Raw genomic sequence first — 23,803 nt, 5'->3', positions numbered from 1 at the left:
CGAAAAGAAATTGGGTTTAGCGAGCAACTTACAAGATCTTGGTTTTAAAAAGGATAACTCAAAATGAACATTGAAAATATTTAGTTAAAATTAGATAATTTTTAACATTTTTTAAGAGATAACAATAGAAAGAATGAAAATAGAAAAAACTGTAAATATCTTTAATAAACGTGCTCGTTTTGAGTATGAGCTTTTAGACGAAATAGAAGCGGGAATGGTACTTACAGGCACAGAAATAAAGTCTCTGCGGTCAAGCAAAGCAAGTATCACAGAAGCGTTTTGTCAGTTTATAGATGGGGAGCTTTACATTATTAATATGATGATTGATGAATATAAATTGGGAACATTTTATAATCATAAAACCAAAAGGGAACGGAAGTTGCTGTTGCACAAAAGAGAGCTACAAAAATTTGAAAAAAAATTAAAGGACGCTGGAAACACCATTATTCCTTTAAAACTTTATATCAATGATAAAGGGAAAGCCAAAATTCTAATCGCTTTAGGAAGAGGTAAAAAGTTATTTGACAAACGAGAAAGTATAAAAGACAGAGAAAATAAAAGAAATCTGGACCGAATATTAAAGAAAAGTTAAAAAAACTCTAAAATTCTTTGTTTATAAGGAAAAATTATATTTATTTTGCATTATCAATTATTTAATCATTTAATTCTATGAAAAATCTAAAATTAGGAATTTCAGCATTGGCACTTACTGTTGCCTCTACTGTTTTCGCTCAGACTACCAGTAATCCGTGGTTAATCGGTGTTGGTGCTCACGGGGTAAATCATGTTGCAGCAGGAGGACAAGTTGGAGACGTACTTCCACGTGCTTTCGGAGGCGGCGACGGAGGTGACTTGTATAACATTGACAATTTTACCATTACTCCACCATTATCAAAATTAACAGTTGCAAGAAACTTGAACAAGTATTTAGTTCTAGACTGGCAAACTTCTGTTGGGAATGTTGATAATAAAAGAATTGGAATGGGAAAAGAATTTTTCCTAATGACAGGTCTTGGTCTACAATTTAAATTTAATGGTCTTTGGAATGAAGATTCTTGGTTTGATCCTTACTTAAGAGCTGGTGCAAACTATATGAGACATGACTACTCAGGTGTAGCGTTTCCTTTAACTGATGTTAATGGTAAAACTTATGCAGGTTTCTCTGGTGAGCCAAGTACTCAAAGAAGAAAAGATCACTTTACTTTAGCTACAGGAATTGGATCTAATTTTTGGATCACTAAAAACTTTGGTTTAGGTGTTCAAGGAGATTATGTTTCTACTCCAATTGATAAGTCTGATGTAGCAAACTTTTGGCAAGCATCTGCTTCCCTATTGTTTAGATTCGGAAACATGGATAGAGATAAAGATGGTATCTTAGATAAAGATGATAGATGTCCAGATACTCCAGGTTTAGCAGAATTTCAAGGTTGTCCAGATACTGATGGAGACGGAATTCCAGATATTGATGATCAATGTCCAGATGTTGCAGGTCCAGTTGAAAACAACGGATGTCCTTGGCCAGATACAGACGGAGACGGTGTAGTTGACAAAGATGACGCTTGTCCAGAAGTTGCTGGTCCAGCTGAAAACAATGGTTGTCCTTGGCCAGATACAGACGGAGACGGAATCTTAGATAAAGATGATGCTTGTCCTACAGTTTTCGGTCTTGCTGAATACAACGGTTGTCCTAAACCACAAACAGTATTCGCTGATGAAGCTACAGGAGCTCTAAAAGGAATCTTCTTTAACTTTAACAAAGCGACTATCAGACCAGAATCTAATACTAAATTAGATCAAGCTGCAGAGATTATTAAATCTTCTAACGGTGGAACATTCTTATTAACAGGTGAAACTGATAAAAAAGGTTCTGAAGCTTATAACTTAAGATTATCTAGACAAAGAGCTGCTGCGGTAGTAAACGCTCTAGAAGCAAGAGGAGTAGCTGCTGATCAATTGAAATCTAAAGGTGTTGGTGAAGCTAACGCAATGGTTTCTGAGAAAGCATCTGACGCTGAAAGAATGGCTGACAGAAAAGTTGTTGCAACTGCTGTTGATAGAGCTGCTTTTGATGCGATTGAAAAATCTGACTTACCAGTTATCGAAGTAAAAAAGACTTCAACTAAAAAAAGAAGGAAATAATTAATCCTTTCAATTTATAAAAAAAACGTCCTCAATTTGAGGGCGTTTTTTTGTTTTTATGTAAATTTGTAAATATTAATAAAAAAAATTATGGGACGCGCATTCGAATATAGAAAAGCTTCAAAAATGGCTCGTTGGGATAAAATGGCCAAGTCATTCTCAAAAATTGGAAAAGATATTGCACTTGCAGTTAAAGCCGGCGGTCCTGATCCAGATTCAAATCCTTCCTTGAGGAGATGTATTCAAAACGCCAAAGGCGCGAATATGCCGAAAGACAATGTAGAGAGAGCCATTAAAAAAGCAAGTGGAGCAGATGCAGAACAATATGAGGAAATAACTTACGAAGGTTATGGACAAGGCGGTGTTGCCTTTTTTGTAGAATGTACGACAAACAACCCAACAAGAACTGTTGCGAACGTTCGAGCAATTTTTAATAAGTTTGAAGGAAGTTTAGGAAAGAATGGAGAACTTGCTTTTATTTTTGATCGAAAAGGAATATTTTCTATCGATAAATCCTTAGTTAAAATGGATTGGGACGATTTCGAGATGGAAATGATTGATGGCGGTGCTGAAGATGTTGATAGCGATCACGAAGAAGTCATGATCACTACAGCGTTTGAAGATTTTGGTACCCTGTCACACAAATTAGAAGATTTAGGGATGGATGCTAAAAGCTCCGATTTAGAGAGAATTCCAAATACTACTAAAGAAGTTACTGAAGAGCATTTCAAAATCAACATGAAAATGCTGGAACGTTTCGAAGAAGATGATGATGTGCAAAATGTATATCACAACATGGAAATCACCGAAGAGCTAATGAACAGTATGTAAAACATAAACTCAAAGAAATTCTTTGAGTTTTTTTGTTATCGGTCTAGTAAGATATCATCCACATCAGTCATTCGATTCATAACGGATCTTGCATAAGAACAGTGTGGATAAATTTTCCAATTGTTGTCTCGCGCAAATTTTATTACTTCATCTACTAAATATTTTCCCATTCCTTTTCCTTCAAATTTTGAATGTACAAGGACAAAGGTAATGATCAATTTATGATCATCTGGAAAAATGGTATAGGTTAATCTTCCCACTTCTTCAGCCTCATTGTGTGCACTTATTACACCGCCATTGCCGGATCTATCATTTTCGTATCTCATAATATTTTTTTTATCACTTAAATTTACTAAATATTTACTGTAATGAAAATTTTCCATTGTTATTTTTGGTTAAATTGTGGAAGCAGGAGTTTCTGACTATGTTTTTAATTTGTTTTCGAGCAGAAAACTCACTGCTACTTTTAGTTAAATTCAATTCATTAGTAATTTTAGAAATGAGACCTCGATCAAAAAAAGCTAAAATTCATTTTCCTCCTTTGATGCATTAACGTAATCTCCTTATCTTTAAAAAATTAAAAATCCCTTCCCAATTATGAAAATCTCTCTTAAAAGACTGAACAGTGACTATTTATTTGAATGTACCAATTCCATAGGGAACGCCATTTTACTTGATAATATTTCTGAATCTGAGGGCACAAAAGCAGTTTCTCCCATGGAGTCATTGTTGATGGCACTTGCAGGTTGCAGTGGCATTGATATGGTTTCTATTATGAAAAAACAGCGCCAGATTGTAACGGGTTTTTCTGCAGAGGTAGAAGGAGAAAGAATTGAAGTAGATGAAGCAAAACCTTTTAAAAATATTAAAGTAAAGTTTTATCTGGAGGGAGAGATCGATCCTGTAAAAGCCCGGAAAGCCGCGGATCTTTCTTTTCAAAAATACTGTTCTGTTTCTAAAACCATGGAGCCAAATGTAACCGTGGAATACGCAGTATATGTTAATGGAGAAAAAGCGTAATCTCTTTTTTAACCCTATTTTATACTGCAAAAAGAAAAAGGCTAAATTAATTTAGCCTTTTTTTATTATGAGTTAAGTGTCCCTAATCTTGGTTGAATCAATTTCGCTACTGTTGCTGTCCACCCTGTTTGATGAGAGGCGCCAATTCCTTTACCCGTGTCTCCATTAAAATACTCGAAAAACTGAATATAATCTTTGAAGTGTGGATCTTGATTTAAAAGCTGGTTGCCCCCATTAAATGCGCGGTTTCCATTTTCATCCTTCAAAAAAATAGAGCATAAGCGGTCACTTAAATCTTCGGAAACAAATTCCAGATTTCTCATTTCACCACTATTTGCAGGATACTCTACCTGTAAACTCTCGCCGTAGTAATAGTGAAAGCGTTGAAGACTTTCTACGATTAAGAAATTAATTGGAAACCAGATGGGTCCGCGCCAATTGCTATTTCCGCCAAACATGGAACTATCACTTTCTGCAGGGGTATATTTTACTTTAAAGTTTTTTCCATCTACATTAAAGGTGAAGGGGTTTTCTTCGTAAACTTTTGACATGGATCGAATTCCGTAATCAGATAGAAATTCTTTTTCATCTGCCATCCGTTGCAGAATCCTGGTGAGCCGGGTTTTCCTTAGCACGCTCATCAAATGTTTTCCGCCTTTACCTTCTACCTCCCAATGGGAAACAAGATTGGCAAGCTGTGGTTTATTCTTAAGAATCCAGTTCATCCTCTTTTGGAAAGCGGGTAGTTTCTCCAGCATTTCATGCTCTATGATTTCCACCGCAAACATTGGGATTAATCCTACGATGCTTCTTAACTTAAGGGAGACAGAATCTCCATCATTTAATTGCAAAACATCATAAAAGAAACCATCTTCTTCATTCCAAAGTCCATTTTTCTTTTCTCCAAGATTTTCCATCGCTTCTGCGATATACAGATAATGCTCAAAGAATTTAATAGCCATATCTTCATAAACTGGATTATAAAGTGCTAATTCCATAGAAATTCGCATCATATTTAGTGCAAACATCGCCATCCAACTGGTTCCATCTGCTTGTTCCAAATGATCGCCATTTGTGAATTCCATATTTCGGTCAAAAGCGCCAATGTTATCCAAGCCTAAAAAGCCACCGCCGAAAACATTATTGTCATTCTTATCTTTTCTATTCACCCACCAGGTGAAATTCAATAATAATTTTTGAAAAACACTTTCTAAGAAAGCCAAATCGGCTTTGCCATTGATTTTTTCATCGATTTTAAAGACGCGGAACGTTGACCACGCGTGAACAGGCGGATTTACATCACTGAAATCCCATTCATAAGCGGGTAACTGACCATTAGGATGAAGATACCATTCTTTGGTTAAAAGTTTTAATTGTTGCTTGGCAAAACCAGAATCTATAAGTGCAAAAGGTACGCAATGGAATGCTAAATCCCACGTTGCAAACCATGGATATTCCCATTTGTCTGGCATAGAAATAATGTCCTTGTTCTGCATGTGTTCCCAACCTGTATTTCTTACATGATGATCAAAATCTCTGGGTGCTTCTTGTTTAGGATCGCCGCATAACCATTTGGAAACATTGTAATGATAAAACTGTTTATTCCAAAGCAAGCCTGCAAATGCTTGCCGCTGTACGTTCTTTTCATCCTCATTGGTGACGTCTTTCTGAAGATCGTTATAAAACTCCTGCGCTTCATTTTTTCTTAAACTAAATATCTCGTCAAAATCAAAAAACGCGTCTTCCATTTCATGTGGACTCAGTCTGAATTCAAAGGTTTGAGTTTCTCCTGCTTCAATTTCTGCCTCTACCAAGAAACTCGCTTTGGTGCCCGTTTTTTCAGAATTAATAGCGCTTTCATCGCCATGAACTAAAAAATTATTGATGCCATCCTTGAAGAATTTTGCTTCAGAAGGAACGCAGTGAATTTTCTGAGAATTAGTTTCGTTATTACAAAAGAGCGTTTTTGTTTCTGCAGCTCTGGCATAGAGTCTTTTTATGGGGATAGAATCATGATCAACTTCTATAATACCATCTTGCGTAGATTTTAATTTTGGTTCATAAGTTCCATATCCCCAACTCCAATTGTTTCTATACCAAACGGTGGGTAAAATTACAAGCGGCGCTTTTTCCGCACTTCTGTTAATGGCAGTTACTTTAATAAGAAAATCATCATGATTTATTTTAGCGTACTCTATGAAAATATCAAAATATTTGTTGTCATCAAAGATGCCTGTTTCTACCAACTCATACTCTGGATCCTCTTTGGTTCTTCGTCCATTTTCTGCAATCAAATCTTCGTAAGGAAATTCATTGATAGGGTATTTGTACAATAATTTCATGTAAGAATGAGTAGGAGTATTATCCAGCTCAAAATAAATTTCCTTCAAGTCTTCTCCGTGATTACCTTCATAATTACTTAGGCCAAAGAAACGTTCCTTGATCATTTTATCTTTCCGATTCCAGAAAGATAAAGCAAAGCAGAATCGCTGTTTGTCATCAGAAATTCCTGCTATTCCATCTTCACTCCATCTGTAGGTTCTGCTGATTGCCTCGTCATAAGTAGTGTATCCCCAAGCATTTCCGTTGGAACTGTAGTCTTCGCGTACAGTTCCCCACTGTCGATTGCTAACATAAGGCCCCCATTTTTTCCATTGATCCTCAAGCATCCTCTCTTTCTCAATCATCATAACTTTTATTTCTCTGAGCGAAAATAGGAAATAAATTTTTTCCAGGCCCTTTTGAAATTGATAAATTTGGCTATATTTGCCATTCATAAGTTCATTCACATATTGAAAATGTTATTAAGAAAGGTGGAGAGATTAGACTCACTGAAACCTTGGCAACCCTTCGGAAACGAAGAAGGTGCTACATTCTATCTCGATTTAATCGAGAGAAGATAACAGAAACTTTATTACCCTTCAAGGTAGCATTTTCAATTTTAATTAAAAATAAATTGAAAAATTCGCTGCACCTTCATTCTCATTATTGTCTTTATTTAGTATCCAGAAATATACAGGATATCAAATTCTTGTGTTCATTTTTCCTTTTATTTAGAAGGAACACAACTGCTTTTTTACCACTTTGTTTACCATCCAATTATACTAAATCATGAAAAAGAATACAGAGATCACTTTTTTAAAAAGTAGATCCATTATCAAATTTGAGGGAAAAGACTTTTTAGATGAAGTTGGAATAGATGGGCGTATTTTTAAAGCTTTAACCTACGCTAGAATTAGTGTCGGTGTTATTTCTCAGCAAGCAGCAGAAAATGGAATTTCTGTTTTGGTGCGAGATGATGATGCAGAAAATGCCATCAACTGTCTAATTCAAGAGTTTGAACCAGAACGAAAATCTGGAAAGGTAAGTCAGATCTATAGTATTAATAATGTTTCGGTTTTAGGTTTTATTGCCAAAGATTTAAGTAAGATTATGTCTGAGCTCGAGAGAAATAATATTTTTCCCATTATACTTAATCAGGTGGCTGCCGCTAATAAAATTAATATTGTGGTGACTTCTTCCCAAGACGTAAAGGCCAAGAATATCATTGAAGCTGAAATTTTTGCAAAACCTAAAACCGTTCACTTGGCAATATTTGGAGTGGGAAAAGTGGGGGCGACACTAATTGATCAGATTCTGATCAGGGCAGAAATCATCAGAAAGAGAAAAAAAATCGATTTAAAGATTATAGCAGTTGCTAACTCAAAAAACATTGCTTTTAGTAAAGAGGGCTTTCAAGATAATTGGCAATCAGACTTAGAAACCTCAAAAGAGAAGTCTGAGGTGATTTCTTTAATTGACTTTTCGAAATTACATCAATTAGAGAATTTGATTGCTGTAGATAATACTGATAATAAAGATTTCGTGAAGGAGTATGGGTTATTGGCAGAATGTGGTTTTGATTTAGTTTCTTCCAATAAAACTTTAAATACTTTGCCAATTTCTGAGTACCGAGATTTTCGACATATTTTACTCAAAAATAATAAGAAATATTTATATGAAGTAAATGTTGGAGCAGGTTTGCCGCTAATCGATACCATTAAGCTTTTGCATTTATCTGGCGAAAATATTACCCGAATTAAAGGAGTTTTTTCTGGGTCAATGAGTTATATTTTTAATCATTTTTCCGTGCGAAATGGGAAATTTTCTACGATTCTAACGGAAGCCATGGCTTTACAAATAACAGAATCTGATCCGCGCGATGATTTATCAGGAATTGATGTTGCGCAAAAATTGCTAATTCTTGCAAGAGAGCTGGATCTAAGTAATGAATTATCCGACATTAAAATAGAAAAATTGCTTCCGGCAGTATTCGTCAAAGGCACCAAAGATTTCTTTCTTGATAATCTTAGATTGTTGGACTCTCATTTTGAAGGATTGAAAAAAAATCAAGAAAAAGACCATGTCCTCCGTCTTGTCGGGGAATTGCATGGTGATTTACAACAGGAAAAAGGTGAGCTGAAGGTAAAATTAATATCTGTGGCCAAAGAATCTTTGTTTGGTCAATTAAAAGGATCTGATTCTATTTTTGAAATTTACACCGATAGTTATGGTGAAAATCCATTAGTAATTATAGGCGCTGGAGCTGGCGCAAAAGTTACTGCACGGGGAGTTTTCGGCGATATTTTAAGATTGTCTGAAAACAAGTAAAATTTAGTGCAAAATAATAAACAACGAATGAAAAATACTTTAGAATTATACAAAGTGCTGCGCGAAAGAATTCTCGTCCTCGATGGAGCAATGGGGACAATGCTGCAACGCTATAATTTCACAGAAGAAGACTACCGCGGCGAAAGATTTAAAGATTGGGAACATTCTTTAAAAGGAAATAACGATTTGCTTTCATTAACACAACCAAAAGCAATCGAAGAAGTGCACCGCAAATATTTAGAAGCCGATGCAGATATCATCGAAACCAATACATTTTCTGGAACCACCATCGCAATGGCAGATTACCACATGGAAGAATTGGTTTACGAACTCAACTACGAATCTGCAAAAATCGCCCGAAAAGTTTGTAACGAATTCACAAATAATAATCCGGCGAAACCAAGATTTGTTGCAGGTTCAATGGGTCCAACAAACAGAACGGCAAGTTTAAGTCCGGATGTTAATGATCCTGGATTTCGTGCGATTAATTTTGATCAATTGAGAATTGCTTATAAACAACAAGCTGAAGCGCTTTTAGACGGCGGTTCAGATATTTTATTGGTAGAAACTATTTTCGACACGTTGAATGCGAAAGCCGCACTTTTTGCAATTGATGAAATTCAGGAGGAAAGAAATCTCGAAATCCCAATTATGGTTTCCGGCACAATTACCGATGCGTCCGGAAGAACATTGAGCGGACAAACGGCAGAAGCATTTTTAATATCAGTTTCGCATCTTAATCTTTTAAGCATTGGATTAAATTGTGCTTTAGGAGCAGCACAATTAACACCTTATTTAGAAACTTTAGCAAAAAATTCAGACTTCTATATCTCCGCCTATCCTAATGCAGGATTACCAAATGCTTTCGGTCAATATGATGAAAGTCCAGAATTTATGGCCGAACAAATTCGGGAGTATGCAGATAAAGGTCTCATCAATATTATTGGAGGTTGTTGCGGAACAACGCCGCCTCACATCAAAGCAGTTGCGGATTTAGTGAAAAATTATGAACCGCGGAAAATTAGTGTAAAATCTTAGATTTACAATTATTGAATTTCACCTTAGAGCCACGAAGTGGCGTTACCAAAAGCATTGGATAAACGAAGCGCCGCCCAATGAAAATTAAATAGAGACAGCCAAGAAGGTCTGAAAGACCGAAATTAAAAATCGAACTATTATAATTTCAATAAAAATAAATGAAATGAGTCAATCTTTAAATAAAATATATGTTCATCTTGTTTTTTCTACCAAACATAGAAACCCGTTAATCACAGGTTCAATCAAAGAAGAATTATTTAAATATTTAGGTGGTATTTGTAAAAATCTAGAATGCAACCCAATTCAAGTAGGAGGATATAAAGACCACGTTCATATTTTATGTTTATTATCAAAGAAAATTGCTTTAATGAAATTGCTCGAAGAAGTTAAATCCAATTCTTCAAAATGGATTGAAACCAAAGGTAAAGAATTCGGAAATTTTTATTGGCAAAATGGATATGGAGCATTTTCGGTAAATCCAAGTGAGATTGAGGTAGTGAAGAATTATATTACGAACCAAAAAGAGCATCATAAAATGAAATCATTTGAGGAAGAATTTTTGGCTTTTATAAAGAAATATGATGTTGAATATGATGAAAGATATATTTGGGATTAATATATGTGTAAAATTGATTTCGCCCTTTCAGGGCTTCATGTCTCGCAACTTATAATTCATCGGGCTTTGCCCAATGCTAATGATTACACCACTTCGTGGCTTCATAACGGCTAAAATTTATGAAATACTTAAAACTCTCTGGTTTAGAACCGCTCATTATAACTCCAGAATCCAACTTTATTAATGTTGGAGAACGAACTAATGTGGCGGGTTCGAAGAAATTTCTACGACTCATAAAAGAAGGCAACTACTCGGAAGCGCTTGATATTGCACGAAATCAAGTGGAGGGTGGTGCTCAAATCCTCGATGTCAATTTTGATGATGGATTGCTCGACGGGAAATTTGCAATGGTGAAATTCCTGAATTTAATTGCTTCTGAACCGGATATTTCCCGAATTCCAATCATGATAGATTCTTCGAAATGGGAGATTTTGGAAGCCGGATTACAAGTTGTACAAGGAAAATGTGTCGTGAATTCCATCAGTTTAAAAGAAGGTAAAGCAGAATTCATAAATCATGCGAAAAAAATAAAGCGATATGGTGCAGCCGTAATTGTTATGGCTTTTGATGAAAATGGTCAAGCTGATAATTTTGAAAGAAGAGTAGAAATCTGCAAACGATCTTACGATATTTTGGTTAATAAAGTTGGATTTGCTTCCGAAGATATTATTTTCGATTTGAATATTTTCCCCGTTGCTACCGGAATGGATGAACACCGCAGAAATGCTTTGGATTTTATTGAAGCTACAAAATGGGTTCGAACAAATTTGCCAAATGTTTCCGTAAGTGGTGGAGTTTCCAATGTTTCTTTTTCGTTCAGAGGAAATGACAATGTTCGGGAAGCGATGCATTCCGTTTTCCTTTATCATGCAATTAAGGCGGGAATGAATATGGGAATAGTAAATCCTACCATGTTAGAAATCTATGATGAGATTCCGAAAGAATTGCTGGAATTGGTTGAAGACGTAATGCTCGATCGAAGAGATGATTCAACAGAGCGACTTTTGGATTATTCGGAACGCGTAAAATCGACCAAGAAAGAGTTTGTCGAGGAATTAGAGTGGCGAAAAGACCCATTGCAAGATAGAATTACACACGCTTTGGTCAAAGGAATTGACCGATTTATCCTAGAAGATGTAGAAGAAGCAAGAGCACTTTCCAAAAGACCTTTAGATGTTATTGAAATTAATCTAATGACTGGAATGGGCGTCGTTGGGGATTTATTTGGCAGTGGAAAAATGTTTTTACCACAAGTAGTAAAGTCGGCTAGAGTAATGAAAAAAGCTGTGGCTTATTTGCAGCCTTATGTCGAAGCCGAAAAAGATGAGAAACAAAAACCGAATGGAAAAATATTGATGGCCACCGTAAAAGGCGATGTTCACGATATTGGAAAAAATATTGTGAGCGTCGTTTTGGGCTGTAATAATTACGAAATAATTGATCTCGGAGTGATGGTTCCGGCTGAAAAAATTATTCAGGCAGCGATTGATCATCAAGTTGATGTAATTGGTTTGAGCGGCTTGATTACGCCAAGTTTAGACGAAATGGTTCATGTTGCGGATGAATTGCAAAGAAAAAATTTAAATTTCCCTCTTTTAATTGGAGGCGCCACAACTTCAAAAGCACATACTGCGGTGAAAATATTTCCAAAATATGGGCACACCGTTGTTCATGTGAATGATGCTTCCAGAGCAGTTGGTGTAGTTTCTCAATTGTTGGATCATAATAATGAACAATATAAAGCAGATTTAAAAATCGATTATGAAGATTTCCGTCAAAAGTTTTTGCATCGTCAAATTGAGAAAATTTATGTGACCATTGAAGAAGCGAGAAAACAAAAGTTCACCATTGATTGGGAAAATGAAAACATCTCAAAACCGAAAAATTTAGGAATTCATATCATTGAAAATCAGGATTTACGGGAATTGTTGGACTTTATGGATTGGTCACCTTTCTTCCGAAGTTGGGAACTCCACGGAAAATTTCCGCAAATTCTGACGGATGAGGTTGTCGGTGAACAAGCCACAGAATTATTCAAGGAAGCAAAAGTTTTACTCGATAAAATTCTGGACGAAAAATTATTTACCGCGAAAGGAATTTTTGGAATTTTTCCTGCAAATTCAAATGAGCAAGACGATGTTTTGCTTTATGATGAAGAAGGAAATGAGGTGGCAAAATTCCATACTTTAAGACAACAATTGAAGAAATCCGCGGGAAAAGAATATCACGCCTTGAGCGATTTTATTGCTCCAAAATCTTCCGGGAAACAAGACTATGTGGGAGTTTTTGCAGTTACAACAGGTTTTGGAACGGAAGAACTGGCTCAAAAATACTATGATAATGGCGATGATTACAATGCGATAATTGTAAAAGCTTTGGCAGATCGTCTCGCAGAAGCCTTTGCGGAATTTCTACATCACAAAGTTCGAACTGAATTTTGGGGTTATGCAGAAAATGAAAATTTAGAAAACGAAGATTTAATCGCCGAGAAATATTTAGGAATTCGCCCTGCTCCTGGTTATCCAGCGTGTCCGGATCATTTGGAAAAATCCACGATTTGGAATTTGCTTAAGGTGAAGGAAAATATTGGTTTAGAACTCACAGAAAGTTTGGCGATGTTTCCAACTGCGGCAGTATCCGGATATTATTTTGGAAATCCAAAAGCAAAATATTTTGGCGTGGGAAAAATTAAAGAAGATCAACTGAAAGATTACGCCGAAAGAAAAGGAGTGGATTTGGAATTTGCCAGAAAATGGCTGAGTCCTAATTTGGCGGAATAGCTTAGAGAATGAAGAGCCAAGAATCAAGATTTGAGAATAGAGAGCCACGAAGTGACTAAACAATAATAGCAATGGATGAAACCCATTGAAAAAGAAATGGAAATTCATCGTGAAGCCCTGAAAGGGCGATATCAAAATATGAGATGAAACTTTTCAATTGATGAAAAATTCATTAAACAACCGAATCTGCAGCCCGACTTGAGTGGAGCTCTTTTTTCTTAAAATTTTAGCTATGGAAATGCGGACGGAAAATTTTGAGAAAAAAAGCGGGAACGGAAGGCGGAAATTACTGCCCAAAAAAAATAGAAATTAAAACTAACAACCAACAATTGACAACTAAAAATGAAAATAACAGATCACATAAAAAACGCGAACGGAAAAACTTTATTTTCTCTTGAAGTCGTTCCGCCACAAAAAGGAATTGGAATTGAAGATTTGTATAAAAATATTGATCCATTGATGGAATTTAAACCTCCTTTTGTAGATGTTACGACTTCTCGGGAAGAATATATTTACCTCGATAAAGGAAATGGTTTGATGGAGCGAAAAGTGACGAGAATGCGTCCTGGAACTTTGGGAATTTGTTCTGCAATTCAGCATAAATATAATGTGGATACCGTTCCGCATGTTTTGTGTGGCGGATTTTCTAAAGAGGAAACGGAATATCTTTTGGTGGATTGTATGTATCTGGGAATTGAAAATGTGATGGCTTTGCGCGGAGATGCGATGAAAGGGGAACAATATTTTACGGCTTCAAACGGTGGTCACGAGAATGCGATGGGGTTGGTTCATCAAATGAATAATTTGGGACGTGGAAAATATTTGCACGACGAAAGTGAAACCTCCGACTTTAATAAATTTTGTATTGGCGTTGCGGGTTATCCAGAAAAACACATCGAAGCTCCATCCATGAATTATGATTTGAAATGGCTAAAGAAAAAAGTAGATTCTGGCGCAGATTATATTGTAACACAAATGTTTTTTGACAATAAAAAATTCATAGAATTTGTAAAGCAAGCCCGAGAAATTGGAATAACGGTTCCGATTATTCCAGGAATTAAACCGATTGCTACGAAAGGACATTTGCAAATGCTCCCGAAAGTTTTTAAAATTGATTTGCCAGAAGATTTAATATCAGAAGTTGAAAAAGCGAAAGATAATGTCGCCGTCAAACAGTTGGGAATTGAATGGGCGATTAATCAATGCCGGGAATTACTGGATTTCGGCGTTCCCGTTTTGCATTTTTATTCCATGGGAAAAAGCGATAATATAAAAAAAATCGCTCGGGAAATTTTTTAATAAAAAAGGGATGAATTTCATCCCTTTTATTTTTGCTCGTAATATCTACTTAATCCATGTTGCTGTATTTGCGCATCAGGTTTTCAAAGATATTTTGGGGTAAGATCCACTTTAACGGAACGCCAATCTTTTGCCCAAATTTTCCAAAATAATAATGCGCTTTCCATTTATTTTTTCTCAAAAGTCCGTCAATGTAATCTGCAACTTCATGAGGCTCGGAACCTGCGTCCACATGGCTATTCATGAGTGCATAAACACGATTGAATGTTTTTTTGTAGGGTTCAGAAATTTTAGTCTGCACTCTGCTTTCTGCGATTTTTGTTTTAATGTCTCCTAAATGCAAAGAGCAAACCTCGATATTCCAGGGGGAAACTTCATACCGGATAGCTTCTGTAACTTTGTCTAGCGCCGATTTTGATGCCGAATAAAAACCGCGAAAAGGCAATCCCATTTCACTGCCAATGCTAGAAATGTTGATGATTTTGCCTTTTTTCTGCGTCCGCATCTGTGGCAAAACCGCGTTCATCATTTGTACTGAGCCTACTACATTTAAATTAAATAATTTAATAATTTCCTCTTGTGTAGAATCCTCCACGGCTCCAACCATTCCCATTCCGGCATTGTTTATCACTACGTCAATCGCATTTGTTTTGGTCAAAATTTGCGCAATGGCGTTTTTAACTTGTTGATTTATAGTTATGTCTGTTGGAATTGTGGTAAAATATTGTGATTGCCTTTCTTTTCTGCTCAATCCAAAAACAAGGTGGCCATTTTTGCCAAAATATTCTGCAAGGGCAAAACCAATTCCTGTGGAACTGCCTGTAATGATAATGGTCATGTGCTAATCTTTGATTATAATTTTTTCTAAATCAATCCAAAAATCTGGATATGATTTCTCTACCACTTCTGGATTTCCGATGGTCAGCGATTTTTTAAGGCAAAATGGCGCGAAACTCATGGCCATTCTGTGATCATTGTAAGTTTCTATGGAGATATGATCATTCGGCTCGAAAAACTTCACGCTGTAGATTGAATCCTCTGTAATTTCAGAAATTCCACCAATTTTAAAAAGTTCATTCTTCAAAGCAAAAAGGCGATCTGTTTCTTTTACTTTTAAAGTGGCTAAACCCGTAATTTCAAAAGGAATATTGAGCGCGGTTGCCGTTACACAAAGAGTCTGTGCAATATCTGGACAGTCATTCATATCTAAAGTAATCTTCTCTGGGAAGGTGAAATGATTTTCGGGCAAGAGTGAAATCTTTGATTCAGCGCCTTCTGAAATAGTATTCACGCCGAAAAATTGCCAGTAAATTTCTCTTAACGCGGAATCCCCTTGAAGAGAATAAGGTTTGAAAGATTTTAGATTGATCGTTTCTCTTCCTATTGCTGCCAATGAGTAAAAATAGGAAGCGGAGCTCCAATCACTTTCTACGACGAAAGGAATACTTTGAGAACTTTTTTCTGTTTGCATTTTACCAGATATGTGAATGATGTTGTCATTCCATTGCGTAGATATTCCTACACTTCTCAGGATTTTCAAAGTCATTTCCAGGTAAGGTCTCGACGTAATTTTACCTTCTAATATAATTGTGAGTCCGTCTTCGAATTCTGCACTGATAAGCATGAGGGAAGAAATAAACTGACTGGAAATATTTGCCGGAATTGAAACTGAGTTTTCTGTCAATTTCTTTCCTTTGATTTTAATTGGTGGATAACCTTCATTCTTCAGGTAAGTAATATCGGCACCCAATTTTCGTAGAGCTTCTACTAAAAAGTGAATGGGCCTCTGTTGCATTCTTTCGGAACCTGTTAAAGTTACTATCCTGCCATCTTGCAGTGCAAAATAAGAGGTGAGGAATCGCATGGCAGTTCCTGCATGATGAATGTCAATGATCGAATCTTCGGAAACCAGCGCTTTTTGTAGCAATTGCGTATCCTCAGAATTGGAGAGGTTTTGAACAGAAATGGTATTGTACAATTTCTTCAAAATCAACAAACGATTCGAAATACTTTTCGAACCGCTAATTTCTAGAGTTTGATTGCCAATTAAGGTAGATTTTTCTAACAACATATATTTTTCTCAACTATAATCTAAGTAAATTCTAAATTTATTTCAGTTTTTCATTTTCTCGGTGGCGATTTTTATCTCGTGCCGTTTTTACCCGCATCTTTTCTTCAAAAGCTTTTTGCAAATCAGTTCCCGTTTGATTGGCCAAACATAAAGTAACAAAAAGGACATCTGCTAATTCTTCACCCAAATCCTTGGTTTTATCACTCTCTTTTTCGCTTTGTTCGCCATATCTTCTGGCAATAATTCTTGCAACTTCGCCCACTTCTTCAGTAAGCATGGCCATATTAGTAAGTTCATTGAAATATCGAACTCCGATGGTTTTGATCCATTCGTCAACTTCATTTTGGAGTTTTGTTATTTCCATTTTTATCGAATTTTTATCTTTTAAATCAACAGTGCGAATCTTTAAAGTAAACTATAAAGTTTCAATATTAATCGAATTGTTTCTCCTTAAATAATTATTGGTAAGCACCCATTGAAGGTGAAACCGTTCTGGTAACTTTTAGAATATCTAATGGAAATAAAGCTGCAACACCTACATTTCCTTTACCTTTTGCCGGCGAATCATCTTTTAGTCGAAGATTCATTTTCTGCGTGAAATAATTCTGGAATTTAGGATCCTCATTTTTAATCGATGCAGCATCCACATTGTAAGTAGATTTCGTGCCGTATTTTAGCAAACTGCTTTGGAAGGTATAATTAAATGTTTGTCCAGCAGTAGGTTTAAACACTACAGCATCGTCCGCACTACCATATAAAATAGAATTTCTCACATTCAAAGTTAAGGGACCTAATTCCGTTGCATTTTCATTTTGATATTCATTGGTGGCAAAAATTCCTAATCCAGGAAGAGCCGAATTAAAGTTCCAGTAATTGGCTAGGGTAGAATGGGAAATGTTATAAGTTCCTCCTTTATAAATTCCAATATTCGCTTCACCGCAATTATTCATGACCAAATTGGAAGCATTGATCACCGATTTTAAAGCATAGATTCCATATTCTTGATGGGTGTGAATGATGGTGTTTTTTAGAGTCGCCGTTGCTTCTTTCATCTCAATTCCTCTTGTGCCACCAAAGATTCTTGCGTAATCTATGGTTAATTGTGCACCCTGATCCGCGTAAATTCCGTTCCAGTTTTTTGGAATGGTGTCATATTTCGTATCATTTCGATCTCCACGGAAAACTACTTCTTCATTCAAATTTCCAGTTACATTAAGGATGGAATTTTTAGAAATTTTCAATCCACTATTCTTGTGAAAATAAACTTTGGTTCCTTTTTGAATATTTAAGGTTCTGCCTTCTGCTAAGGTTAAATCTCCGAAAATAATTTTCGCCTTGTCATTGGTCCAAGTTGTATTTGAATTTAAGATATTAGGATTTGTGTCCGTTTGGATGAAAAATTCAACATCTTGAATCACTGAAAATAAAGTGACATGTTGGCTTCCGGCGGGTGTTTCGAAATTAATGCGATCTTCTGCAATGGCTTCTGTAGCATTGGCAATCGGAGCAATTTCTACAAAAATGAATAAACTGTCTTTTTTTCTCAAGGGTACATTAGTAAAATTCGTCCCAGCTTTTCCGTCTACATTTATTCGATATAGCGACGAATTTCCACTGCCTAAAGATATTTTTGGAATCATTACATCCTTATCTTCATTGTTGTAAATTTTCACTGCATAGGTTTCTGAGCGAACCTGGCTGTAAACAGTGTCTAAGAAAACGGTATCCGCAGAAAATCGTAACAATTCTGTAGGCGCATCAAAGTTAATATCGTCTCTCTCACACGCCACTGCAGTAAGCAGTAACCAGAAAGAAAGGCCAAGTAAAAGTTTAAAATTTTTCATTGAAGTTGAATAAGGATATAAGGTTCAAATTTAATTAAATTTGTTGAACAGAGAAATTTAAAAATTATCACTCCCTGCATTTGCAGATTAGAAAATTAATTGTACTTTTGCGGTCTAAAAATTAGCAGAGGAATATCCATTACTACTTCTGAAGCAAAACTTTAATTTATTAAAATTTTTATTATGAAAAACGGAATCCACCCGGAAAATTATAGACTTGTTGTTTTCAAAGATATGAGTAACGATGAGACTTTTCTTTGCAAATCTACTGCAGACACCAAGGATACAATTGAATTTGAAGGAGAAACTTATCCATTAGTGAAAATGGAGATCTCTTCTACATCACACCCTTTCTACACAGGTAAAACTAAATTAGTTGATACTGCAGGTAGAGTTGACAAATTCATGAACAAATACAAAAAGTTCTCTCAATAATCAGTGAGGATTTAGCAACATTTAAAGTCTTTCAGTTTTTCTGAAAGACTTTTTTTTATTGTACTTTAGCTTGATTCTTCTTGATAGATTCCATTTGCAAGAATCTACCTTCTAAAATTTAAAATTTCAACTATGCAGCTTGTTTTTTCCGATGCCCAATTCTGGGAAGATTTTTTACCGCTTACGTTCACCAGACCAACCGCAGAAATGCGTTGCGGAATTCTAACTTTTTCTGAAAGATGGCAGAAATTACTCGATATTTCTGAAGTCTCTTTTTTAACGGAAGAATATTTGCAAGAAAAATTTGTGAAACCAGCAGATAAAGAAAGTCTTTTGCTTGTGCCCAATTTTTTACCGAGTGACCGTATTTTGCAACAGATTAAAGACCTGAAAAAAGGGGAAGCTTTGGTTTATGAGAATGAGTTGCTTGCGGCCAGAATCAATATGAAAGATTTTTCTCTGCATCAGATCGAAAAAATGACAGATGTGCATGAAGAGCTTTTATTTTTTAAGCAGCCTACAGATTTGTTTACGCATAATGAAAAAGCCATTAATTTCGATTTTCAATTATTGACGAACGGAAGAAAATCGCAAGAATTATCTTCCACAAATGGAATTTTAGGAAATTATGAAGATTTATTTATTGAAGAAGGTGCAATGATTGAATTCTCCACTATCAATACAAAAACAGGTAAAATCTATATCGGGAAAAATGCCGAGGTGATGGAAGGTTGTAATCTTCGTGGACCTATTGCACTGTGCGAAGAATCTAAATTTAATTTGGGTGCTAAAATTTATGGTGCAACCACCATTGGACCCCATTGTAAAGTGGGTGGAGAAGTGAACAACATTGTCATTTTTGGCTACTCGAACAAAGGGCATGATGGATTTCTGGGGAATTCTGTGATTGGTGAATGGTGTAACATCGGTGCAGATACCAATTCTTCCAACCTCAAAAATAATTATGCTTCCGTAAAACTCTGGAATTATAGAACGAAAAGATTTGCAGATACAGGTTTGCAATTTGCGGGTTTAATAATGGGTGATCATTCTAAAACAGCCATCAATACGCAATTGAATACAGGAACTGTAGTTGGCGTGGCGGCCAATATTTTCAAAAGTGGATTTCCGCCAAACTTAATTGAAAGTTTCTCCTGGGGCGGTATGAAAGGCGATGAAAAATTCAAATTGGAAAAAGCGTATGAAGTTGCAGAACTCGCCATGGCAAGACGAAAAGTTCCTTTTACGGAAGAAGATCGAAATATGTTGAAGTATATTTATACGAGCTTCTAAGTAAACATTTTTGATAAAAATCATAAAATAGAAATTGGTTCATCAATTCTCAGTAAGTCCGGATTTCTTACCTTTGCACTATTAATTTTCTCCCTTAAACCGTTTATAGCATGCAACTGTATAACACCTTAAGCGCAGAAGAAAGAGCTCAACTTATTGATGAAGCCGGGAAACAACGGCTCACTTTGTCTTTCTATGCGTATGCCAAAATCACAGATCCCAAAAAATTTCGCGACGAATTATTTATAGCCTGGAACGCACTTGATGCACTTGGTCGTATTTACGTTGCACATGAAGGTATTAATGCGCAAATGAGTATTCCTGCCGATCAACTAGAAAATTTTCGGGAAACGCTGGAAGTTTATGATTTCATGAAAGGAATTCGCTTAAATGTCGCCATTGATCAAGATGATCATTCATTCTTAAAGTTGACTATAAAAGTCCGGCATAAAATTGTTGCCGATGGATTGAATGATGACACTTTTGACGTAACGAATAAAGGAATTCATCTCAAAGCCCAAGAATTCAATAATTTACTGGAAGATCCTAATACGATTGTTGTTGACTTTAGAAATCATTACGAAAGTGAAGTGGGTCATTTTGAAGGTGCAATTACTCCAGATGTAGAGACTTTTCGAGAAAGTTTACCTATAATTAATGAACAGCTTCAAGATTTCAAAGAAGATAAAAACTTGCTCATGTATTGTACAGGGGGAATCCGATGTGAAAAGGCGAGTGCTTATTTTAAGCATCAAGGTTTTAAAAATGTCTATCAATTAGAAGGTGGAATCATCGAATATACGCGTCAAATTAAAAAAGAAGACATTGAAAGTAAATTCATTGGGAAGAATTTCGTGTTTGATCATCGATTAGGGGAGAGAATTACAGACGATATTGTTTCGCAATGTCATCAATGTGGAAAACCTTGTGACAATCATACCAATTGCGAGAATGAAGGGTGTCATTTGCTTTTTATCCAATGTGAAGATTGTAAAGCAGCTATGGAAAATTGCTGTTCTGCAGAATGTTTGGACATTATTCATTTGCCTTTAGCTGAGCAGATAAAATTAAGAAAAGGAAAAGAAGTTGGGAATAAAGTCTTTAGAAAAGGGAAATCTGAAGCTTTGAAGTTTAAAAAATCTGGTGATTTACCTAAAAGGCCTTTAGCAAAAGCAGAAACTAACAATATTCGCAAGAAGATTACAGTAAAAAGATCATTGATTGGAAAAGCAGAACACTACTATACTAAATCTAAAATCGCGCAATTCATTGTTGAAAAAGATGAACTTGCAATCGGTGATAAAGTTTTAATTGTAGGACCAACTACGGGCGAACAAGATTTTACGATTACAAAACTATTTGCAAATGGAAATTCGTGCGAAATCGCTAATGTAGGTGATCAAGTAACTTTTGAAATTCCTTTTAGAATCCGATTATCAGATAAGTTGTATAAAAGTTTGTAAATTTAAACATGACTAAAGCTGAATTGAGAACTGAATATATTAAGAAACGCAAAACCTTGTCGCACGATGAGGTTTTGACCTTTTCTGCGGAAATTTTTAATCGTTTCAAAAACCAATTCAAAAAGTTTAGCGGGCAAAAAGTACATTGTTTTTTATCCATTTCCGAAAAGAAGGAAGTGAATACCAATGTTTTTCTAAATTATTTTTTTGAAAATGGTTGTCGGGTTTTTGTGCCGAAAATAGTAAAGGGTGAATTGATTTCAGTAGAAATTTTTCAGGATTCAACGCTCATTAAAAATGCATGGGGAATTTCAGAGCCAGAAACGAATATTGATTGCGGTGAAAATGATTTCGATTTAATTATTACGCCCCTCTTATATTGCGATTCTACTGGAAATCGGGTAGGGTTTGGCAAAGGATATTATGATGGCTTTTTTAGCAGAATCAATAAAAAAGCTTCAAAAATAGGAGTAAATTTTTTCGAACCTTCTGAAATCGTGGATGATATTTGGGAAAAAGATATTCCTTTGGACTATTTGATTACGCCAACTGCAACGCTATCTTTCGGAATCTCAAAGTCTAAATCCACAAAGTAAAATCTGAATTCTTTTTTAAATTTCACCGGTGAAAGCTTGAGCATAAACTTTGCGTTTTTGTCAAATTTACCAATCATATTGTCTCTTTGATCAAAGTATTCTACAATGTATTGGGCCAAATCCAAAGTGTCATTGCCGATAATTTCTTTCTTCACATTCACATTTCCCACTTTTGCACTTCTTACTTTAAAACTATCTAATTGCTTCAAAAGCGGTTTTAATTTGTTAGAGTCACTTTCTGCAAAATAGCTTCTCATTTGTGCGTAAATAACGGAATCTATTTCAGTATCACGATTCCCGGAGGTATATAAAGTGGAAAGGTCAAATAATTCTTGAATCTTTTGTTTCGTAATGAGTGAAATAACTTGAGCGCTATCCATTTTTGTAGTAGGATAGGATTTTTGGTTATTGTTGTTTCTCACAATTTGCAAATCAGAAATCTCTTCTTTTTTATCGGGGGTGCAAGATGTAATTCCTACCAGTAGAAGGATTATGAGTGCAATATATTTATTGTTTGTCTTCATCTGAATCAATTTTAAATTTAATCATCACGATTTTGCCCGATTTATCAGTTTGAGTGTCTATCACATCTAAGTTTTCAAGCGAAGTAGAAGGTAAGGTTACCAAATTGATATATCGCTGCTTATCCATAGTTTCCACGCCATAGAATTTATTATTGAAAACCTGATAAATAAGGGCGTTATCATTGATAAGATAATTGAGGCTCACTCTTTTCTTCTTCAAATCTTTAATGGATTTAGAATAATAAAAAAGCATGATAGCGTAATCATTAGGTTTAAGTTCTATATTTTCTGCTTCTGGCGCGTTTTCCAGATTTCTTTGAATGGTATCTGTTCTATAATAAGGAGAGGAAACAACCATGGTGAGCATTTTGGACTTCGTGGTGTAAACAAATGGCTCATTGGGTTTGGCTACATAAAGAATTGGAGATTCATTTTGTTGTAGGATCTGAACCTGTAGCTCTGCATTAATCTTAGAATTTCTATCCGCATCAATGAAGCTGTAGTAAAACTTTCTACTAAACAATTCATCTTGAAATCCTAAAATTCCCACCAAAATGGTTAAAATAGCCGAAATTCCTAACCAAAGATATTTTTTTACAAGAGCAACTGTGGATTTTTTTTCTCGCGAGTCATCATCGAAAGTATTTATAGAATTTGAATTAACGCTTTGATTTACAGTAGGGATATCTTGTAAAACTAAATCTTCTACGGATGCTGAGCGTTTAATTTCCAGTTGTTTTGGTGTATTTTCCGACTTTACAGCAATTTCTACAATATCAGGGGAATTTGCAACCTCAAGTTCTAATTTTTCAATTTCCTCAGTTTCTAAATCCTCACTTTCTTGCAGAAGTTCATTGGTAAAGAGATGATTTTTTTTAAAGTCGTACCAAGAGACATAACCCGCATAAACAGAGAGAATATTAAGCATATCAATCCGGGGAAGTTTACTCACAGGAGAAGTTTTGAAATAGGTGTAAAAGGATTTTTCGCTAATGTTTCCTTTCCCTTTTTTACGCAAATCTTCCTGGAAATAAATGATATCTATTCCTTTCCATTTAGAAATATCTTCAGATGATGGAGTGTGATCACCTAAATATTCGGTTTGAACCTCTGTTTTGAGTTGTTCAAAGTGTAATAGATCTAAATCGCTCACTGGTTAAAAAATGTATAAAGCATTGATTATCAATTGTATTTGTTTGTAAAA

21 protein-coding genes and 1 riboswitch are annotated in these 23,803 nt (G+C 35.5%); of the genes, 13 read left to right on the top strand and 8 right to left on the bottom strand.

What is annotated here, in order from left to right; translation table 11 throughout:
- Window positions 1–133: 133 nt before the first annotated feature.
- The 3 genes from smpB to RCH13_RS12200 all read left to right on the top strand — a co-directional run bounded on the left by smpB (window position 134) and on the right by RCH13_RS12200 (window position 2,970).
- Complete coding sequence (gene smpB, locus RCH13_RS12210) at window positions 134–592, top strand: SsrA-binding protein SmpB (RefSeq protein ID WP_326987526.1); 459 nt, start codon at window positions 134–136, stop codon at window positions 590–592.
- A 77-nt stretch (window positions 593–669) separates the two neighbouring features.
- A complete protein-coding gene (locus tag RCH13_RS12205; protein ID WP_326987525.1) occupies window positions 670–2,139 on the top strand; it encodes an OmpA family protein in 1,470 nt (489 codons plus the stop codon).
- A gap of 90 nt (window positions 2,140–2,229) precedes the next feature.
- Window positions 2,230–2,970 (top strand): YebC/PmpR family DNA-binding transcriptional regulator, encoded by a 741-nt coding sequence (locus RCH13_RS12200; RefSeq protein ID WP_326987524.1) that lies wholly within the window; start codon window positions 2,230–2,232, stop codon window positions 2,968–2,970.
- Between the two features lie 35 nt (window positions 2,971–3,005).
- Here RCH13_RS12200 and RCH13_RS12195 read toward each other — a convergent pair whose 3' ends face one another.
- Window positions 3,006–3,353 carry a GNAT family N-acetyltransferase gene (locus RCH13_RS12195; RefSeq protein WP_326987523.1) on the bottom strand — a complete coding sequence of 116 codons (348 nt, stop codon included), beginning with the start codon at window positions 3,351–3,353 and terminating at the stop codon, window positions 3,006–3,008.
- Window positions 3,354–3,567: 214 nt separating this feature from the next.
- Here RCH13_RS12195 and RCH13_RS12190 point away from each other — a divergent pair, with 214 nt between their 5' ends.
- A complete protein-coding gene (locus RCH13_RS12190) occupies window positions 3,568–3,990 on the top strand; it encodes an OsmC family protein (RefSeq protein ID WP_326987522.1) in 423 nt (140 codons plus the stop codon).
- Between the two features lie 65 nt (window positions 3,991–4,055).
- Here RCH13_RS12190 and RCH13_RS12185 read toward each other — a convergent pair whose 3' ends face one another.
- Window positions 4,056–6,680: an MGH1-like glycoside hydrolase domain-containing protein gene (locus tag RCH13_RS12185; protein WP_326987521.1), complete on the bottom strand. Its 2,625-nt coding sequence runs from the start codon at window positions 6,678–6,680 to the stop codon at window positions 4,056–4,058.
- Between the two features lie 108 nt (window positions 6,681–6,788).
- Window positions 6,789–6,896, top strand: a riboswitch (SAM riboswitch).
- A 205-nt stretch (window positions 6,897–7,101) separates the two neighbouring features.
- Here RCH13_RS12185 and RCH13_RS12180 point away from each other — a divergent pair.
- From RCH13_RS12180 to metF, 5 genes are all read left to right on the top strand, one after another.
- A complete protein-coding gene (locus RCH13_RS12180; protein ID WP_326987520.1) occupies window positions 7,102–8,640 on the top strand; it encodes an ACT domain-containing protein in 1,539 nt (512 codons plus the stop codon).
- Between the two features lie 27 nt (window positions 8,641–8,667).
- Complete coding sequence (locus RCH13_RS12175) at window positions 8,668–9,678, top strand: homocysteine S-methyltransferase family protein (protein WP_326987519.1); 1,011 nt, start codon at window positions 8,668–8,670, stop codon at window positions 9,676–9,678.
- Window positions 9,679–9,841: 163 nt separating this feature from the next.
- On the top strand, window positions 9,842–10,294 hold the full coding sequence (tnpA, locus tag RCH13_RS12170; RefSeq protein ID WP_326987518.1) for an IS200/IS605 family transposase: 453 nt from the start codon (window positions 9,842–9,844) through the stop codon (window positions 10,292–10,294).
- Window positions 10,295–10,413: 119 nt separating this feature from the next.
- Complete coding sequence (gene metH, locus RCH13_RS12165) at window positions 10,414–13,074, top strand: methionine synthase (protein ID WP_326987517.1); 2,661 nt, start codon at window positions 10,414–10,416, stop codon at window positions 13,072–13,074.
- A gap of 342 nt (window positions 13,075–13,416) precedes the next feature.
- Window positions 13,417–14,373 (top strand): methylenetetrahydrofolate reductase [NAD(P)H], encoded by a 957-nt coding sequence (gene metF / locus RCH13_RS12160; protein WP_326987516.1) that lies wholly within the window; start codon window positions 13,417–13,419, stop codon window positions 14,371–14,373.
- 49 nt (window positions 14,374–14,422) lie between these two features.
- On the opposite strand, the gene RCH13_RS12155 is transcribed toward metF, so the two are convergent.
- The 4 genes from RCH13_RS12155 to RCH13_RS12140 form a co-directional block, all read right to left on the bottom strand.
- Window positions 14,423–15,211 (bottom strand): SDR family NAD(P)-dependent oxidoreductase, encoded by a 789-nt coding sequence (locus RCH13_RS12155; protein WP_326987515.1) that lies wholly within the window; start codon window positions 15,209–15,211, stop codon window positions 14,423–14,425.
- A 3-nt stretch (window positions 15,212–15,214) separates the two neighbouring features.
- Complete coding sequence (locus RCH13_RS12150) at window positions 15,215–16,444, bottom strand: 3-phosphoshikimate 1-carboxyvinyltransferase (protein ID WP_326987514.1); 1,230 nt, start codon at window positions 16,442–16,444, stop codon at window positions 15,215–15,217.
- Between the two features lie 37 nt (window positions 16,445–16,481).
- The gene (locus tag RCH13_RS12145) at window positions 16,482–16,808 is read right to left on the bottom strand and encodes a nucleotide pyrophosphohydrolase (RefSeq protein ID WP_326987513.1); all 327 of its coding nucleotides are present in this window, start codon (window positions 16,806–16,808) and stop codon (window positions 16,482–16,484) included.
- A gap of 94 nt (window positions 16,809–16,902) precedes the next feature.
- A complete protein-coding gene (locus tag RCH13_RS12140; protein ID WP_326987512.1) occupies window positions 16,903–18,288 on the bottom strand; it encodes a hypothetical protein in 1,386 nt (461 codons plus the stop codon).
- 183 nt (window positions 18,289–18,471) lie between these two features.
- Between RCH13_RS12140 and RCH13_RS12135 the strand changes: the two genes are divergently transcribed.
- The 4 genes from RCH13_RS12135 (at window position 18,472) to RCH13_RS12120 (ending at window position 22,075) form a co-directional block, all read left to right on the top strand.
- Window positions 18,472–18,723 carry a type B 50S ribosomal protein L31 gene (locus tag RCH13_RS12135; RefSeq protein ID WP_326987511.1) on the top strand — a complete coding sequence of 84 codons (252 nt, stop codon included), beginning with the start codon at window positions 18,472–18,474 and terminating at the stop codon, window positions 18,721–18,723.
- A 132-nt stretch (window positions 18,724–18,855) separates the two neighbouring features.
- On the top strand, window positions 18,856–20,016 hold the full coding sequence (locus RCH13_RS12130) for a GlmU family protein (RefSeq protein ID WP_326987510.1): 1,161 nt from the start codon (window positions 18,856–18,858) through the stop codon (window positions 20,014–20,016).
- Between the two features lie 110 nt (window positions 20,017–20,126).
- A complete protein-coding gene (gene trhO / locus RCH13_RS12125; protein WP_326987509.1) occupies window positions 20,127–21,479 on the top strand; it encodes an oxygen-dependent tRNA uridine(34) hydroxylase TrhO in 1,353 nt (450 codons plus the stop codon).
- Window positions 21,480–21,487: 8 nt separating this feature from the next.
- A complete protein-coding gene (locus RCH13_RS12120; protein WP_326987508.1) occupies window positions 21,488–22,075 on the top strand; it encodes a 5-formyltetrahydrofolate cyclo-ligase in 588 nt (195 codons plus the stop codon).
- Here RCH13_RS12120 and RCH13_RS12115 read toward each other — a convergent pair.
- Together RCH13_RS12115 and RCH13_RS12110 are read right to left on the bottom strand one after the other, a co-directional pair.
- On the bottom strand, window positions 22,012–22,599 hold the full coding sequence (locus tag RCH13_RS12115; protein WP_326987507.1) for a hypothetical protein: 588 nt from the start codon (window positions 22,597–22,599) through the stop codon (window positions 22,012–22,014). The two genes, RCH13_RS12120 and RCH13_RS12115, sit on opposite strands and share 64 nt — an antisense overlap.
- Window positions 22,583–23,752: a hypothetical protein gene (locus tag RCH13_RS12110; protein ID WP_326987506.1), complete on the bottom strand. Its 1,170-nt coding sequence runs from the start codon at window positions 23,750–23,752 to the stop codon at window positions 22,583–22,585. Before RCH13_RS12110 ends, RCH13_RS12115 begins: the two co-directional genes overlap by 17 nt.
- Window positions 23,753–23,803 lie beyond the last annotated feature (51 nt).

The sequence above is a fragment of the Chryseobacterium sp. MP_3.2 genome (assembly GCF_035984805.1).
GTDB lineage: Bacteria > Bacteroidota > Bacteroidia > Flavobacteriales > Weeksellaceae > Kaistella.
This window is presented reverse-complemented; position numbering and strand designations above follow the sequence as displayed.